This window comes from Streptomyces sp. NPDC001980 (genome assembly GCF_040296885.1).
Classification (GTDB): domain Bacteria; phylum Actinomycetota; class Actinomycetes; order Streptomycetales; family Streptomycetaceae; genus Streptomyces.
The window spans coordinates 71,414-85,394 of record NZ_JBEOYD010000019.1 but is presented as its reverse complement, the minus strand read 5'-3'; the positions used below and the strand labels follow the sequence as shown (position 1 = coordinate 85,394).

Genomic DNA, 13,981 nt, shown 5'->3' with positions numbered 1-13,981 from the left:
CAGGCAGGCACCAGCTTGACTCGTCACTCACGACCGACCACGGGAATCGGTCAGTGATCAGCCGAACGGGTGATCACTCCACACCGACACTCAACCCCTCCAGCCCCCGGATCACAAAGTTCGGCTTCCGCCCCGGTTCCGCCGCCAGGGTCAGGGTCGGCGCCCGTTCCAGCAGTGCCGTCATGGAAGCCGCCAGTTCGATGCGGGCCAGCGGGGCGCCGATGCAGTAGTGGATGCCGGCGCTGAAGGAGATGTGCGGGTTGTCGCGGCGGGTCAGGTCGAGTCGCTCAGGGCTGTCGAACACGTCGGGGTCATGGTTGGCGGAGCCGAAGAGCATGGCGATCTCCGCGCCCCGGGGGATGGTCGTGCCGTCGATCTCGATCTCGTCCAGCACCCAGCGTTCGAAGAGCTGGAGCGGGGTGTCGTAGCGCATCAGCTCCTCGATCGCGGTGGGGACCAGGGAGTGGTCGGCGCGCAGGGCGGCGAGCTGGGCGGGGTTGCGGAAGAGGGCGTACCAGCCGTTGACCGTGGCGTTGACGGTCGCCTCGTGACCGGCGTTGAGGAGCAGCACGGCGGTGGAGATCATCTCCTGCTCGGTGAGCCGGTCGCCCTCGTCGTGCGCCTCGATGAGCCCGGAGATCAGGTCGTCGCCGGGTTCCTTGCGCCGCTCGGCGATCAGCTCCCGCAGGTAGTCGGAGAACTCCACGGAGGCCCGGACCGCCTTCGCGGCCGTGTCCTCGGACGGGTTCAGCTCGTACATTCCGCAGATGTCCGCCGACCAGGGGCGCAGTGGCGCGCGGTCCGCCTCCGGGATGCCCAGCATCTCGGCGATGACGGCGACGGGAAGGGGCTCGGCGACGTCGGCGAGCAGGTCGCCGCCGCCGCTGCGCACCAGCCCGTCGACGAGTTCTCCGGCGAGCCGGGCCACGTACGGCTTGAGCCGCTCGACCGTGCGCGGGGTGAACGCCTTCGACACCAGGCGGCGGATGCGGGTGTGGTCCGGCGGTTCGAGGTCCAGCATGCCGTGGTCGTTGAGCGTGTGGAACGGCTCGTGCTCCGGCGCGGGCTCGGTCCGCCCGAAGTCCTCGTGCGTGAACCGGTGCTGGTACGTCCGCCCCAGCCGCCGGTCCCGCAGCAGCGCCGAGACGTCGGCGTGGTGCGGAACCAGCCACTGGTTCGTGGGCTCGAAGTACCGCACCCGGCCCCGGGCGCGGAGCTCGGCATACGCGGGGTACGGGTCGGCCAGGAAGTCCGGGTCCCAGGGGTCGAAGGCTGCCATGGACGGACGTTAGACCGCCGGTCCCTCTCCTGACCAGGGGTGTCTCAGCGCTCAGGCGCTGGGCAGGGTCCAGTACTGCCAGGCGTACGGGCCGCAGTTGCGGAGGTTGATACCCGCGTGCTCGCTCGGGTCACCGCTGTTCTGGATGCTCAGGCACTGGTTGTTGACCTCGGTGCGCAGCCGGTCGCCGTCCTTGTACCAGCGCTGGTTGGCCAGCCCGTGGCAGTCGCCGACCACCTGGGCGGCGGCGTTGACCTCGCCGTTCTTCACGTCGAGACAGTGCTGCTCGGCGCCGTTGACGAGCTTCTTGCCCGACCAGTACCAGAGTTGGTTGCCGGTACCGGCGTTGCAGGTCTGCACCTCGACGTTGTCGCCGTTGGAGGCGAGGCACTTGCCGTTGAGGTGCGTGGTGATCTGGAAGTACTGCGGCACCGCGGTCGCCTGGACGGGCAGGGCGGTGACGAGGAGGGGGACAGCGGTCAGCGCGAGCACGGCGAGGCCGCGCTCCAGGTGCTTGATCATGATCTTTGGTGTAGCGGGGGCGCCCGGCCCGGCAACAGGCTGCGAGCAGGCCCTTCACCCGATCGGCGGAGCGGTTTCACCGGGCCCGGGATGATCGACGGAGCGTGTTTCTGCTCCAGCAGCTTTCGGCGGGGGCAGTAGCTTGCCGACTCCGAACCCGGAACCTGTCCGGGACCACAGAGCGGAGGCCGCCTATGCCCCGGGAAGCGCCGTATCTGGCCACGGCCGAGGCGCTGCGCGCGCGGCTCGCCGCGGGTGAGTGGCGGCTCGGCGAGCGGCTGCCGTCCCGGGCGCGGCTCGCCGAGGAGTACGGCGTCGGGCGCAACGTCGTGCAGCGGGCGGTGGACCTGCTGATCGCCGAGGGGTTCCTGGAAGGCCGGGCGGGCTCGGGCACCTACGTCCGCCCACCGCGCGAGCGGCTGCGGATGGTCCGCTCCCGGCGCCGCGAACGCTCGCTCGCCGCCCGCACGGAGCGGGGCCGGGCGGGCGCCTGGGACGCACACAGCGAGGTACGGGTCCCGGCCCCCCGGCACATCGCCGAACGGCTGGCCGTCACCCCCGGGGCCCCCTGTGTCCGCACGCACTACGAGTTCCTCGCCGACGGCCGGCCCGTCCAGCTCTCCGAGTCCTGGGAGCCGTTGGCCCTCACGGGCGGCACCCCGGTCGTACTGCCCGAGCGGGGACCGCTGGCCGGCCAGGGGGTCGTCGCGCGGATGCGGTCCATCGGCGTGGAGGTCGCGACGGTGGTCGAGCTGCCCCGCCCGGCCCGCGCCACCCGGGCGCAGGCGAACCTGCTCGGCATCGGCGCCGGCGACCTCGTCCTCCGGATCGAGCGGACCATCTACGACACCGACGGCCGTCCGGTGGAGACCGCGGACATGGTCATCCCGGACACCCGCCGAGAGGTCGTCTACGAGTTCGAAGTGGACCGCTAGTGTCCGCCCGGCCCGGGCTGCTGCACGACCCGGACTTCCGCCGCCTCCTCACCGCCACCGCCCTCGGTCAATTCGGCGACCGCGTCCTCTTCCTGGCGTTTCCGCTGGTCGCGATCACGGCCCTGGACGCCTCCGCGTTCCGGGTCGGGCTGCTGACCGCGGCGACCACGGCCGGCTCGCTCCTGGTCGGGCTGCCGGCGGGCGCCTGGGTGGACCGGATGCGGAAACGGCCGGTGCTGATCGCCGCCGACCTCGCCCGGGCGCTGGTCCTGCTGACGGTGCCGGTGGCCTGGTGGGCGGGCCGCCTCGCCTTCTGGTGGCTCTGTGCCGTCGCCCTGGTCCACGGCGTGCTGACCGTCTTCTTCGACGTCGCCCACGTCAGTTACCTGCCCCACCTGGTGGGCCGCGCCCGTCTCGTCGAGGGCAACGCGCGGCTCTCGGCGGTCCGCTCGGTGACCAGCATCGGCGGGCCGGCGGTGGCGGGGCCGCTGATCGGGCTGGCCGGCGCCCCCGCGACGCTGCTGGCGAGTTCGCTGGGGATGGCCCTGTCGGGTCTGCTCGCGACCGGCATCCGCAGGCCGGAAGAGCGGCCCGCGGCGGGCGAACACCCCCGGCTGGGGCGGGACATCAAGGAGGGCCTGCGGTTCGTTCTCGGGCATGCCGCCCTGCGTGCCATCGTCCTCGGGGACGCGATGTTCAACCTCTTCCTGGTCCTGTACCAGGCCATGCTGCTGGTCTACCTGGAGCGGGTGATCGGGCTATCGCCCTTCGGCATCGGCCTGGTCCTGTCGGGGATGGGGTGCGGTGCCCTGCTGGGCGCACTGCTGGCGACCGGGGCCGCGCGGCGGCTCGGCCCCGGACCGGTCATCTGGCTCGCCCCGCTGGCCACGTGCCCGCCGACCGCGCTGATGCCGCTGGCCCGGCCCGGCTGGAGCGTGACCGTGGCCGCGGCCGGACTGGCGGCGCTCTCCCTGGGCGGGGTCGTCCGCGTGGTGGCCCAGTCGAGCGTGCAGCAGACGCTGACGCCGGACCGGCTCCTGGGCCGGATGAGCGCGACCGCCCGCTTCGTCTCCTGGGGCGGCATCCCCCTGGGCGGCCTCCTCGGCGGCACCTCGGGCACGCTTTTCGGAGCGACAGCCACGCTGTGGATCGGCGCGACCGGCATGACCCTGAGCGCCCTGCCGAACCTGCTCACCCGCCCGAGGCGGCCTTGAGATGCCCGACGAGGGCGGCGAAGGCGGGGGCGGGGAAGGTGAGGGTGGCTCGGGTGGGGGCTTTGGAGTCGCGGATGGCTATGCGGGTGGGGGAGGTGGCGATCTGGACACAGGCGTCGCCGTCGCCTCCGCCGGAGTACGTGGACTTCCGCCAGTTCATCGCAGTTCCTTGACCAGTCGGTGGATGAAGTCGCGCGACGCGGTGGGATCCAGCGACGCGGACTGCACCCTACGGAAGAGCGTACGAAGCTGCTCCAGTCGCGGCTGCTCGTCGATGTACCGCACGCCTGTGGGGGCATCCCTGAGTGCCGTGTCCAACTGATGCACCGGACCGCCCAGATACAGCATCGAGGCCCCGGCACCCGCGAAGTGTTCGCGCTCGACGGGAATGACACGCACGGTCGCCTGCCCCGCCTCGATCTTGTCCAGGATGAAGCGGAGTTGAGTCAGCGACGCCTGCCGGTCGGACACGTGCACCCGCAGGCCGAACTCGTGGACGATCGTCTCGTACGGGGTCGGGTCATCGCGTTCGATGACAGCACGGCGCTGCATTCGGAGCTCCGCCCGGAGCGCCACCTCTTCCTCGGACAGCCCCGGATTCGTGTAGCCGAACACCGCACGGGCGTAGTCGGCGGTCTGCAGCAGCCCCGGGACGTAATGGATCACGACCTCGCGCAGGTACGCCGCATGGTGCTCGACCTCGGCGCCGTCCAGAAACGCCTGGGGAAGGACGTCCCGGTACTCCTCCCACCAGCCGCGTGTGCGATCGGTCGCCATCGCAACCAGCGCCTCGATCAAGGGCTCGTCAGTGCAGGCGTAGTTGGCTGCGAGGCGGCGCACGCGCTTGGCGCTCACGCCGACGGTGCCGGACTCGATCTGGCTCATCTGGACGGCGTCGGACTCCAGCAACCCGGCCGCCTCCTTGGCCGTCATACCCGTCGCCTCGCGCAGTTTGCGCAGTTCAGCGCCCAGCCTCACCCGTCGGGCCGTGAGATGCCTCTTCGGCGGCAACCGGGCCTCCTCACTCCAACTCCCCCGTGGACGCACCTCGTTCGAGGGTCAGAATACGGCAGCGGGTTACACTTTCCTAAGACTAGGAAATACCGTCGGTGACGCGACGCACACGCTGCGGAACCCCGGACCCCCGGAAGCGCACCGCTCCGCCCTGCCGCGGCGGCTGCGGCAATGCCACCGGCCGGTGCTCACACCCCCACCCCTCGAACGGAGTTCACGCATGCCCGAAAGCGACTCCTGGGAGTACTCCCTCTACGTCCCCAACGACCCCCGAGCCGTCCCGGTCTGCCGCCGTACCCTGCGGCTGATCCTCACCATGCACGGCCTGATCAGGCTGGCCGACACGGCGGAACTGCTCGCGACCGAGCTGCTCACCAACGCTGTACGGCACACGAAGGGCCCGGTGGCGCTGCGGGTGCGCTGGTCGGGCGGGGTACTGCGGGTCGGCGCGTGGGACGCGGATCCCGAGCCTCCCGTCTTTCCCGGCGAGTTGGAGGTGCCCGCCGAGGGTGACGAAGAGGACGGCGGCAGAGGGCTCACTCTCGTCCGCGCCTGCTCCGACCTGTGGGGGTGGCAGCCGCTGTCTCGGTTCGGGAACCGGGGCAAGTACGTGTGGTGCGACCTTGTCGCGGTGTGAGACGCCTGCCGACTTCCGCCGCTCACGGAATCGGCCGGGTACGGTGAAGGTCACATCGCGAAACGGAGCCGACGCCATGACCAGCCAACCGGAAGCGCCCGGTCAGCCCCAGCTCCCCCCCATGCGCACCATCGGGGAACTCCGTGCCGCACTCACCATGGGCTACGGCTTTCCCGGCGACACCGACGACTTCGAGGCCGAGCTGGCGCGCGAGATCAACCATGCCGACCCCGCGGATCTCTCCGGGGTGGTCCGCGTCGTGGAGGAGTTCCGCGGCCGCGTCGTCGCACGCCAGGACCCCGACTTCGACACAGCCATTGCCGCGGCCGTCGCCGGAATCCGCAAGACCCGGGAAAGCGGCCGGTGAGCGACGGCCGGCCGTCGAGGCACTGCGAGCCGAACTCGAGAAGAACCCGGAACTCGGCCGCCGAGCACAGAGTGCCGTCGGGGGCATGAAGATCTACACGACGCGGCTGGAGGGCACCGGCGTCCGCCCCGCGCTCACCGTCACGTATGTCTACGACGCTCCTCCCCCGAACCCGGCCTGATCCGTATCGCTCTCGTGTCACCGGTGCGCTTCGCCGGTGGTGACGCCGGACTCTGAGCGCTGCTCGGTGTCAGGACATGAACCGCCGGTCAGCCAGGGACTGCTGCGGGCGGTCGGCGGGAGGCCAGGGCCGACCGGTGGGGGCGAGGGTTTCCGGGGCGGTCCGGTCGCGTTGGCCGCCCACGACCTCCGGGTCGAACATGACGATCGCCGCCGCCAGGATCAGGGCCGCCACCGGGCCGGCCAGCATGACCAGGAGGAAGGCGAGCAGGCTTGTCGAGGGCTGGCCGCCCGTCTGTGCCTGGGCGACGTGGACGCTCACCGCGGCCATGCCGGTGTAGTGCATGGTCGCGACGGCCGCGCCCATCACCAGGCTGGCGCCGACGGTCGCCCAGACCGCGCTGATCGACACCGCCGCCCAGAGCGCGGCGGTCGCGGCGACCACGGCGATCACCACGGAGAGGACGACGACCGCGGTGTCGTAGTGCACGGTGCCGCCGGTGTTCACCGCGGTCATGCCGAGGTAGTGCATCGCGGCGACGCCGAGACCGGTGAGGACGCCCGCGGTGCCGAGTGTGACGGGGCCCGAACCCCGGAAGCCGACCAGGAAGACACCGCCGGCGACCACCGCGATGCAGACGACGAGGCTCAGCACCGTCCGGCCGGCGTCGTAGCTGACCAGGGCACCGTCCACGCTGAAGCCGATCATCGCGATGAAGTGCATGGTCCAGATGCCGCAACCGAGGGACACCGCACCCAGGACGAGCCAGCCGAATCGTTTCTCTCCACGGCCGCGGCCGATCGAACGGGTCGTGCAGCGCAGGGCCAGCACGGCGCCCAGGCATGCCATCAGATAAGCGGCTATCGGGGTGATCAGGCCGTAGTGGAATTCGGACACGTCAGCAGTCATCGCGGCAACTTTCTTCGCGCGAAACGGGGACGGCGGGAGTGGGGGACGGCTGAAACCAGCCACCTGGCCCGATTTCTTCACCATCCAAACACAACTTGAGCACTCCGTATCCACACCTGTACCGCCCGCGATCGAATCGCAACAACGACTGTGCGCATGGCATGTGCGCTTCCTGTGCTACCCCGGCGTCACCAGCCGCGCCTCGTACGCGAACACCGCCGCCTGGGTACGGTCCCGCAGGCCCAGCTTCACCAGGATCCGGCTGACATGGGTCTTCACAGTCGACTCGGCCACCACCAGGCGCTCCGCCATCTCCGCGTTGGACAGGCCCTGGGCGATGAGGACCAGGACCTCGGTCTCGCGGTCGGTGAGGCCGCCGTAGGCCGCGTGGGCCGTGGGCATCAGGCGCGGGGTGTCGGAGAGTCTGGAGAACTCCGTGATCAGGCGCCTGGTGACCGAGGGGGCCAGGAGGGCCTCGCCGGCGGCCACCACCCGGACACCGTCGGCGAGTTGGCGGGCCGAGGCGTCCTTGAGGAGGAAGCCGGAGGCTCCGGCGCGCAGGGCCTGGTAGACGTACTCGTCGAGGTCGAAGGTGGTCAGGACCAGGACCTTGGACGAGGTGTCGGCGGCGACTATCTCCCGGGTCGCCTCGATGCCGTTCAGCTCGGGCATGCGGATGTCCATCAGGACCACGTCGGGGGCGAGTTCCCGGACCCGGTCCACCGCCTGACGGCCGTTGACCGCCTCGCCTACGACCTCGATGTCCGGCATCGCGTTCAGCAGGACCGAGAAGCCCTCGCGCACCATCATCTGGTCGTCGGCGATCAGTACGCGGATGGTGTCGATGGTCATGCGTCACCTTCGGGGGTGGTGGCGACGGGGAGGAAGACCGTCACCTCGTAGCCCCCCTCGGGCGTCGGGGTCGCCGTCATCTCTCCGTTCAGCATGGAGACCCGCTCCCGCATGCCCGTGATGCCGTGGCCGGCGCCGGGGGACGGTTTGACGAGGGCGGGCCGCGGCGGCGGGCCGTTGACCACGCGCAGGCCCAGGCCGCCGATGACATAGCCGATCTCGACGCGGGCGTCCGCTCCCGGCGCATGGCGCAGGGTGTTGCTCAGCGCCTCCTGGACGATCCGGTACGCCGACAGCTCCACGCCCTGCGGGAGTTCACGGACCGCACCGGTCACCACCTTGTCGACGGCGAGGCCCGCCTCCCGCACGTTGTCGAGCAGGGCGTCCAGGTCTGCGAGGGTGGGCTGCGGGGCGTCCGGCGCCTCGTAGTCCTCCGCGCGGACCACGCCCAGCACGCGGCGCAGTTCGGTGAGCGCCGCCACCGCGTTCTCCCGGATCGTGACGAACGCCTTCTCCAGCTCCGGCGGCGGGTTCTCGACACGGTAGGGGGCGGCCTCCGCCTGGATGGCGACCACGGACATGTGGTGGGCCACCACGTCGTGCAGTTCGCGGGCGATCGTCGTGCGCTCCTCCAGGAGGGTGCGCCGGGACCGCTCGTGCGCGGTCACCGTCTGCTGGGCGGTCACCTCCTGCCGGGCCGCGCGGCGTATGTGCCAGACAGTCACGCCCAGCAGGGACAGCGCGGACAGGAACAGCAGCTCCATGGTGTCGGAGCCGAAGTAGTGGCCGCTGCGGAAGCCCGTCTCCGCCATGACGGCGTACACCGCCGTCAGCACCCACATCCAGGCCGCCGTGCGCGGCCTGGTGCGTATCGCCACGATGGTGAGCACGAACAGGTGGCAGGCGAAACTGCCGGGCAGCCAGGGCCACTCGCTGTCCCAGTCGCTTCCCAGGACGGCCGCGACCGGGGTCGCCGCCATCGACAGCCAGAACGCGCCGACGGGCCGCACCATGGTCAGCAGGACCGGGACCAGGGCGAGCAGTCCAAGACCCAGGTTGCTCGCCGCGCCGATGACGTCGCTGTCGGAGGCGATGAGCATCGCGATCAGGCCGCCCGCGCCGATCAGGGCGCGCGGCGCCCAGGCCGCGTACTCCCGCAGCCGGCCGGGGAGACGGCGGGCGAGGGGGCCGTCGGTGCTCGCCGGGGGCAGCGGCCGGTAGGCGAAGGCATCGTGGAACAGGTCCTGCCGCAGTCCGCGCAGGGCGTCCATCGCCGCCCGGAACTCCGGACTGCGCGGCTTGTACGGCTCGAACGCGCCGTCCGGCGACTCCGGCGGCATCGGCTGCGTGTGGGGCGTCTCGGTCACGTACACGACCGTAGGCGCAGGACGGGGTCACCGTCGTCACCAGTGAGAAGGGTCCGTGGGCATCCCTCTCAGGTACTACGGGGCTGAGCGGGAGGCCGGTCAGTAGCCGGAGGGCCGTACCAGCCCGGACTCGTACGCGAACACGGCGGCCTGGGTGCGGTCCCTGAGGCCGAGCTTCACCAGGATGCGGCCCACGTGCGTCTTCACGGTCTGCTCGGCGACGACCAGCCGTTCGGCGATCTCCGCGTTCGACAGGCCCTGCGCGATCAGTGCGAGGACCTCCGTCTCGCGCTCGGTCAGCTCGCCGACCCGCGCCTTCAGCGGGGCGCGTACCCCGCCCCCGTCCAGCTGGGAGAACTGGGTGATCAGCCGCCGGGTGATGCCGGGCGCGAGCAGTGCGTCGCCGGCGGCCACCACCCGCACCGCCTCCGCCAGTTTGTCCGCGGACGCGTCCTTGAGCAGGAACCCGGACGCGCCGGAACGCAACGCCTCGTACACGTACTCGTCCAGGTCGAAGGTGGTGAGCACCAGCACCTTGATGTGCGGGTGTGCACCGACGATCCGGCGGGTGGCCTCGATGCCGCCCAGTTCGGGCATGCGGATGTCCATCAGGACGACGTCCGGGGTGAGTTCGGCGACCTTGGCCACCGCGTCCAGGCCGTCCACCGCCTGGCCGACCACCTCGATGCCGGGCTGGGCGTTCAGCAGCACGGTGAAGCCCTGCCGGACCATCTGCTGGTCGTCGGCGATGACCACGCGGATGGGGCTGCCGGTGCTGGTCGTCATGCGCGGTCGTCCTTAGGGTCGAGGGCACGGGTGGTGCCGGTGGTGGGATCCGCGGTCCGGCCGGATACCAGGCCGGGCGCGGTGGCCGGGAGTTCCGCGAAGATCCGGTAGCCGCCGTCCGCCCGGGGGCCCGCCGTCAGCGACCCGCCGAGCATCGCGGCCCGCTCCCGCATGCCGAGCAGTCCGTGCCCGGCGCCCGGCGACGGCGGCGCGGGCCGGGTCGGCCGGGAGTTCGCGACGGACAGCAGGAGTCCGTAGGGGATGTACTCGATCTCGACATGGGCGGTCGCTCCCGGCGCGTGCCGCAGGACGTTGCTCAGCGCCTCCTGCACGATCCGGTACGCCGACAGCTCCACGCCCGACTGCATCGGGCGCCGCGCGCCGTTGATCCGGGTGGTGACGGTCAGACCGGCCGCCCTGGTGTTCTCGACCAGCGTCTCCAGCCGGTCCAGGGTGGGCTGCGGACTGTGCGGGCCGGTGCCGGGGGCGTCGGACGCGTCCTCGTCGGGGCTCTCGGAGCGCAGGACGCCCAGCACTCTGCGCAGTTCGGTCAGCGCCTCCAGCGCGTTGTGCCGGATGCCGTCGAGGTTCTCGCGCAGCTCGTCCGGCGGGTTCTCCACCAGGTGCGGGGCGACCTGCGCCTGGATGGAGATCACCGACATGTGGTGGGCGACCACGTCGTGCAGTTCGCGCGCGATCCGGCTGCGCTCCTCCAGCAGGGTGCGCCGGGCCCGCTCCTCCCCGGTGAGCGAGGCCTGGCGGGCGAGTTCCGCGCGGGCCTCGCGGCGGCCGCGCAGCGCGGTGCCGAGCGCCACGACGATCGTGGCCAGGACGACGGTGACCACCGAGGTGGACTCGTGCGGCGGCGCACCCCAGACGCCGTCGAGGAGCCAGGTGAGCAGTGCCGTCACGGCCAGTGCCTCGACGGCCACCCGGGCCCGGACCCGCAGTGCGAGCAGCAGCAGGACCAGCAGCTGCGCGATGATCCCGGCCACGGGCCAGGGCCAGCTGAAAAGAACCTCCGGTGTCCTGCCCAGCTCGCCGTGCAGCGCGACGGCGCCCACCAGCATGGCCCCCACCGACGTCCACCAGGCCGGCACGGGCCGCCACATCGCGAGGAGCACGGCGCCGCCCTGCGCGAGCCCGAGCGGAAAGGCGAGACCGGCACCGAGATGCCCGTCGTCCTGGAGCTGGGCGACGCCGCCGAGCGTGATGCCGAGCGCCGCCAGGCACAGCACGCCGTGCGGCAGCCAGCGCAGCCATACGGAGGGGGGCAGCGGGTCGACGCGGACGGTGCACAGGTCGTCGCGGAGCATCCGCAGCCAGCGCAGCACGCGGCCGATCCCGATCCACTCCGGCCGCCGGGTCCCCGTCTCCGTCACAGCGATCAGCCTAGACATGGCGGGCTCCCGTCGGTGTCGCCCGATCGGACGAGGGGTGGCTTCGGACCACGCGCGAGCGGATCCGGGGGCGGCCGCGCTCGTAGGTGTGGAATGCCGCCCAGCAGACGGTGAGCGTCAGGGCGAAGACCGGCAGCCAGAGCAGGCGGGCCGCGACCCAGGCGAGGTCGTCCGGGGGTGTGTGGAGGCCGGGGAGGCGGCCGAGCAGGAGGCCGGTGGCCGTGGTCGCCATCAGGGCCGTCTGGTGCCACAGGAAGATCGTCATCGCGGAGAGGTTCACGAAGGCCACCGCCGCCCAGGCCAGGGGGCGGCGCATCGTACGACGCAGCCGCTCGCGCAGCAGCAGGGCCAGGCCGCACTGGGCCAGGCCGAAGGTGACGACGGCCAGGGTGGGCGGGTCGAGATTGGAGACGGACGCGCCGGGGACGCCGACCATCGACGCCGGGTAACCCGCCCACGCGACGAGGCCGGCCGTCGCCGCCGTACCGCCGATGAGCAGGACCCACCCGGCGCGCGGGCGGTCCAGTTCGCCGCGGGTCCAGGCGGCGCCCAGGGAGTACGGCACCAGCCAGCCGGCCGCCAGGTTCACCCAGCCGACGCCGGACGGGGCGTCGAAGCCGAAACGGAGGAGGTCCACATGAAGGACGACGGCCAGCGGCCACAGCGGGTTGAGCCGGGCGACGAGCGGGGTCGCCGCCGTCAGCACCGCGAAGACCACGAGGAACCAGAGAGGGGACAGGGCGAGTTTGGCGAGGGTGTGGACGGTGGTGAAGTCGGTGCCGGACAGGAGGAGGGCGGTGGTCACGATCGTCCAGAGGGCGAGGAGCCCGGCGACCGGCGTGAACAGGCGGGACAGACGGGCCGTCAGCCAGCGGTGGTAGGGGGTGCCCTCGGCCTGGGCGGTGGCATAGCTGCGGGTGGCGACGTGGCCGCCGACCAGGAAGAACAGGGCGAGGGTCTGGAAGAGCCAGGAGATCGGGGCCAGCCACGGCAGGTGCTGGAGGGGGCTGCTGGTGTGCAGTTCGCCGCCGTCCGCCACCAGTGCCGTGACCAGCCAGTGGCCCAGGACCACGCCGAGGACCGCGACCGCGCGCAGGGCGTCCACGGCGCGGTCCCGGCCGGGCGGGGTGGCCGTGTCGACGCGGTGGGTGAGGTCTCGCACGCGGTGTCGTATGCGGTTTCGTGTGCTGTCTTGTGTGCTGTTTTGTGTGCGGTGTCGTATGCGGTGCGTGAGGTGGCGTTGGCGTATGCGGTCGGGGAGGCGGGGTGTCGGCGGCTTACGCACGGGTGACCTCCGTTGTCTCGCCGAGGACGATCCGGGCGAGGTTGGCCAGGGAGGCCGAGCCCGGGGTGAAGTAGTCGCTGTGGCCGCCGGGGCCCGCCGCGAAGACGCGGGCGCCGAAGGCCGGGGACACGGGGTCGGTGCCGAAGCCGACGGTCGTGCCGAAGAGGCCGGCGCGGACGTGCGGGACCTCGGCTATCCAGTCGTCCGCTCCCCGGGCCGCCCAGACGCGGGCGGAGGTGTGCAGGGCCGCGGCCGAGTCGGCGCCGGTGCCGGGACTGCCGACCAGGGCGATGTCGGCGACGCCGAGGCCGGTGAGGGCGGGGGCGGCGCGGGCGCAGACCACCGTGCCGTAGGAGTGGCAGAGGAGAGCGACGGTCGCCGGCCCGGGTGCGGTGAGGGTGCGCAGTTCGCGGAGGAACTCGCGCAGGTGGGGGGCGGCTTGGCCGGCCCGGCCCGGGGTGAGGACCGCGGTGCTGACCGTGGCGGGGGTCCGGTAGCCGAGCCAGGCGACGACGGCGATCCGGGTGCGTCGCCGCGCGTGGGTCTCGTGGGTTGCGCGGGTCCCGTGGGTCCCGTGGGTTTCGCGGGTAAGGCGTCGGTACAGGGACTCGGCCGCCGTGTGGAAGCGGGCGTAGGTGTCGAGAGTGGTGTCCGAGCCGGGGACCAGGACGGCGACGCGGGTCGCGTGCGCCAGGTCGCCGAAGACCTCGGTGACCTGGCCGTCGCCTCGGGCGTCGAAGCGGAGGAGGTGACGGGAGGGGGACGCGAGGGCGTGGTCGGCGGCGGCGCGGGAGAGATCGCCGTCGGCGGCGGCCATGCGGGCGGCCGCGGCGGCGTTCTCGCGGTTGGCCTGGTAGGCGGTGGCGAGGCCGGCCGGGGTGAGGCGGGCAGGGAGAGCGGCGGGCGACGGGGCGGGAATCTCGGGCCGGGTGGCCGCGGACAGGGGGAGGACGACGGCGGCGGTGAGCAGGGTGGCGAGAAGGGTGCGGCGCAGCCTTCCCCGCCCATGCCTCCGACCCGGCCTGTGTCCCTGCTCCTGCTCCTGCCTCGGCCCCTGCCCGTGCCGCTCCCCCGTCGCCGCCGTCATGGTCGGTCCCCCCGCTCAGTTCGCCCGGCCGTCGGGCTGCTCTGATCGGGAAATTACGGAGCGGATCGTGTCGTTCGCGTCCCGCCCGAGAGCTCACCTGAGAGGTAGCTCTCAGGTACTACGGGTATGCGGGGACAACTCGGGGG

15 protein-coding genes are annotated in these 13,981 nt (G+C 72.0%); 4 read left to right on the top strand and 11 right to left on the bottom strand.

Annotation, left to right across the window (positions count from 1 at the left end; genetic code table 11):
* Positions 1 to 73: 73 nt before the first annotated feature.
* Positions 74 to 1,279, bottom strand: coding sequence for a cytochrome P450 (locus ABT137_RS27520; protein ID WP_351713445.1), 1,206 nt, complete (start codon positions 1,277 to 1,279; stop codon positions 74 to 76).
* Positions 1,280 to 1,330: 51 nt separating this feature from the next.
* A complete protein-coding gene (locus ABT137_RS27515; protein ID WP_351713443.1) occupies positions 1,331 to 1,801 on the bottom strand; it encodes an RICIN domain-containing protein in 471 nt (156 codons plus the stop codon).
* Between the two features lie 194 nt (positions 1,802 to 1,995).
* Between ABT137_RS27515 and ABT137_RS27510 the strand changes: the two genes are divergently transcribed.
* Positions 1,996 to 2,736 carry a GntR family transcriptional regulator gene (locus tag ABT137_RS27510; protein ID WP_351713441.1) on the top strand — a complete coding sequence of 247 codons (741 nt, stop codon included), beginning with the start codon at positions 1,996 to 1,998 and terminating at the stop codon, positions 2,734 to 2,736.
* Positions 2,736 to 3,950, top strand: a complete 1,215-nt coding sequence (locus ABT137_RS27505; RefSeq protein WP_351713439.1) for an MFS transporter — start codon at positions 2,736 to 2,738, stop codon at positions 3,948 to 3,950. Before ABT137_RS27510 ends, ABT137_RS27505 begins: the two co-directional genes overlap by 1 nt.
* On the opposite strand, the gene ABT137_RS27500 is transcribed toward ABT137_RS27505, so the two are convergent.
* Entirely contained in the window at positions 3,928 to 4,110 is a 183-nt protein-coding gene (locus ABT137_RS27500; RefSeq protein WP_351713437.1) for a DUF397 domain-containing protein, read from the bottom strand. The genes ABT137_RS27505 and ABT137_RS27500 overlap by 23 nt on opposite strands.
* Positions 4,107 to 4,961 carry a helix-turn-helix domain-containing protein gene (locus tag ABT137_RS27495; RefSeq protein WP_351713435.1) on the bottom strand — a complete coding sequence of 285 codons (855 nt, stop codon included), beginning with the start codon at positions 4,959 to 4,961 and terminating at the stop codon, positions 4,107 to 4,109. Before ABT137_RS27495 ends, ABT137_RS27500 begins: the two co-directional genes overlap by 4 nt.
* A 223-nt stretch (positions 4,962 to 5,184) precedes the next feature.
* Here ABT137_RS27495 and ABT137_RS27490 point away from each other — a divergent pair, with 223 nt between their 5' ends.
* Together ABT137_RS27490 and ABT137_RS27485 are read left to right on the top strand one after the other, a co-directional pair.
* Positions 5,185 to 5,601 (top strand): ATP-binding protein, encoded by a 417-nt coding sequence (locus ABT137_RS27490; RefSeq protein ID WP_351713433.1) that lies wholly within the window; start codon positions 5,185 to 5,187, stop codon positions 5,599 to 5,601.
* Positions 5,602 to 5,677: 76 nt separating this feature from the next.
* Positions 5,678 to 5,968 carry a hypothetical protein gene (locus tag ABT137_RS27485; RefSeq protein WP_351713431.1) on the top strand — a complete coding sequence of 97 codons (291 nt, stop codon included), beginning with the start codon at positions 5,678 to 5,680 and terminating at the stop codon, positions 5,966 to 5,968.
* A gap of 250 nt (positions 5,969 to 6,218) precedes the next feature.
* Here the strand turns inward: ABT137_RS27485 and ABT137_RS27480 are convergent, their stop codons facing one another.
* The 7 genes from ABT137_RS27480 to ABT137_RS27450 form a co-directional block, all read right to left on the bottom strand.
* Positions 6,219 to 7,058, bottom strand: a complete 840-nt coding sequence (locus tag ABT137_RS27480) for an MHYT domain-containing protein (protein ID WP_351713429.1) — start codon at positions 7,056 to 7,058, stop codon at positions 6,219 to 6,221.
* Positions 7,059 to 7,235: 177 nt separating this feature from the next.
* On the bottom strand, positions 7,236 to 7,910 hold the full coding sequence (locus ABT137_RS27475; protein ID WP_351713427.1) for a response regulator: 675 nt from the start codon (positions 7,908 to 7,910) through the stop codon (positions 7,236 to 7,238).
* Positions 7,907 to 9,277, bottom strand: coding sequence for a sensor histidine kinase (locus ABT137_RS27470; protein WP_502984584.1), 1,371 nt, complete (start codon positions 9,275 to 9,277; stop codon positions 7,907 to 7,909). The genes ABT137_RS27475 and ABT137_RS27470 overlap by 4 nt, the downstream gene beginning before the upstream one ends.
* A gap of 99 nt (positions 9,278 to 9,376) precedes the next feature.
* Positions 9,377 to 10,063 (bottom strand): response regulator, encoded by a 687-nt coding sequence (locus ABT137_RS27465; RefSeq protein ID WP_351713425.1) that lies wholly within the window; start codon positions 10,061 to 10,063, stop codon positions 9,377 to 9,379.
* A complete protein-coding gene (locus tag ABT137_RS27460) occupies positions 10,060 to 11,463 on the bottom strand; it encodes a sensor histidine kinase (RefSeq protein WP_351713423.1) in 1,404 nt (467 codons plus the stop codon). Before ABT137_RS27460 ends, ABT137_RS27465 begins: the two co-directional genes overlap by 4 nt.
* On the bottom strand, positions 11,456 to 12,625 hold the full coding sequence (locus tag ABT137_RS27455; RefSeq protein WP_351713421.1) for an acyltransferase family protein: 1,170 nt from the start codon (positions 12,623 to 12,625) through the stop codon (positions 11,456 to 11,458). Before ABT137_RS27455 ends, ABT137_RS27460 begins: the two co-directional genes overlap by 8 nt.
* Positions 12,626 to 12,740: 115 nt before the next feature.
* The gene (locus ABT137_RS27450; RefSeq protein ID WP_351713419.1) at positions 12,741 to 13,835 is read right to left on the bottom strand and encodes an alpha/beta hydrolase; all 1,095 of its coding nucleotides are present in this window, start codon (positions 13,833 to 13,835) and stop codon (positions 12,741 to 12,743) included.
* Between the last annotated feature and the right edge of the window lie 146 nt (positions 13,836 to 13,981).

What these genes read in the sequence shown, in the direction of transcription:
- ABT137_RS27450 (WP_351713419.1), bottom strand. Translation starts at nt 13,835, where the DNA reads ATGACGGCGGCGACGGGGGAGCGGCACGGGCAGGGGCCGAGGCAGGAG.
- ABT137_RS27475 (WP_351713427.1), bottom strand. Translation starts at nt 7,910, where the DNA reads ATGACCATCGACACCATCCGCGTACTGATCGCCGACGACCAGATGATG.
- ABT137_RS27515 (WP_351713443.1), bottom strand. Translation starts at nt 1,801, where the DNA reads ATGATCAAGCACCTGGAGCGCGGCCTCGCCGTGCTCGCGCTGACCGCT.
- ABT137_RS27500 (WP_351713437.1), bottom strand. Translation starts at nt 4,110, where the DNA reads ATGAACTGGCGGAAGTCCACGTACTCCGGCGGAGGCGACGGCGACGCC.
- ABT137_RS27490 (WP_351713433.1), top strand. Translation starts at nt 5,185, where the DNA reads ATGCCCGAAAGCGACTCCTGGGAGTACTCCCTCTACGTCCCCAACGAC.
- ABT137_RS27480 (WP_351713429.1), bottom strand. Translation starts at nt 7,058, where the DNA reads ATGACTGCTGACGTGTCCGAATTCCACTACGGCCTGATCACCCCGATA.
- ABT137_RS27465 (WP_351713425.1), bottom strand. Translation starts at nt 10,063, where the DNA reads ATGACGACCAGCACCGGCAGCCCCATCCGCGTGGTCATCGCCGACGAC.
- ABT137_RS27520 (WP_351713445.1), bottom strand. Translation starts at nt 1,279, where the DNA reads ATGGCAGCCTTCGACCCCTGGGACCCGGACTTCCTGGCCGACCCGTAC.
- ABT137_RS27485 (WP_351713431.1), top strand. Translation starts at nt 5,678, where the DNA reads ATGACCAGCCAACCGGAAGCGCCCGGTCAGCCCCAGCTCCCCCCCATG.
- ABT137_RS27460 (WP_351713423.1), bottom strand. Translation starts at nt 11,463, where the DNA reads ATGTCTAGGCTGATCGCTGTGACGGAGACGGGGACCCGGCGGCCGGAG.
- ABT137_RS27510 (WP_351713441.1), top strand. Translation starts at nt 1,996, where the DNA reads ATGCCCCGGGAAGCGCCGTATCTGGCCACGGCCGAGGCGCTGCGCGCG.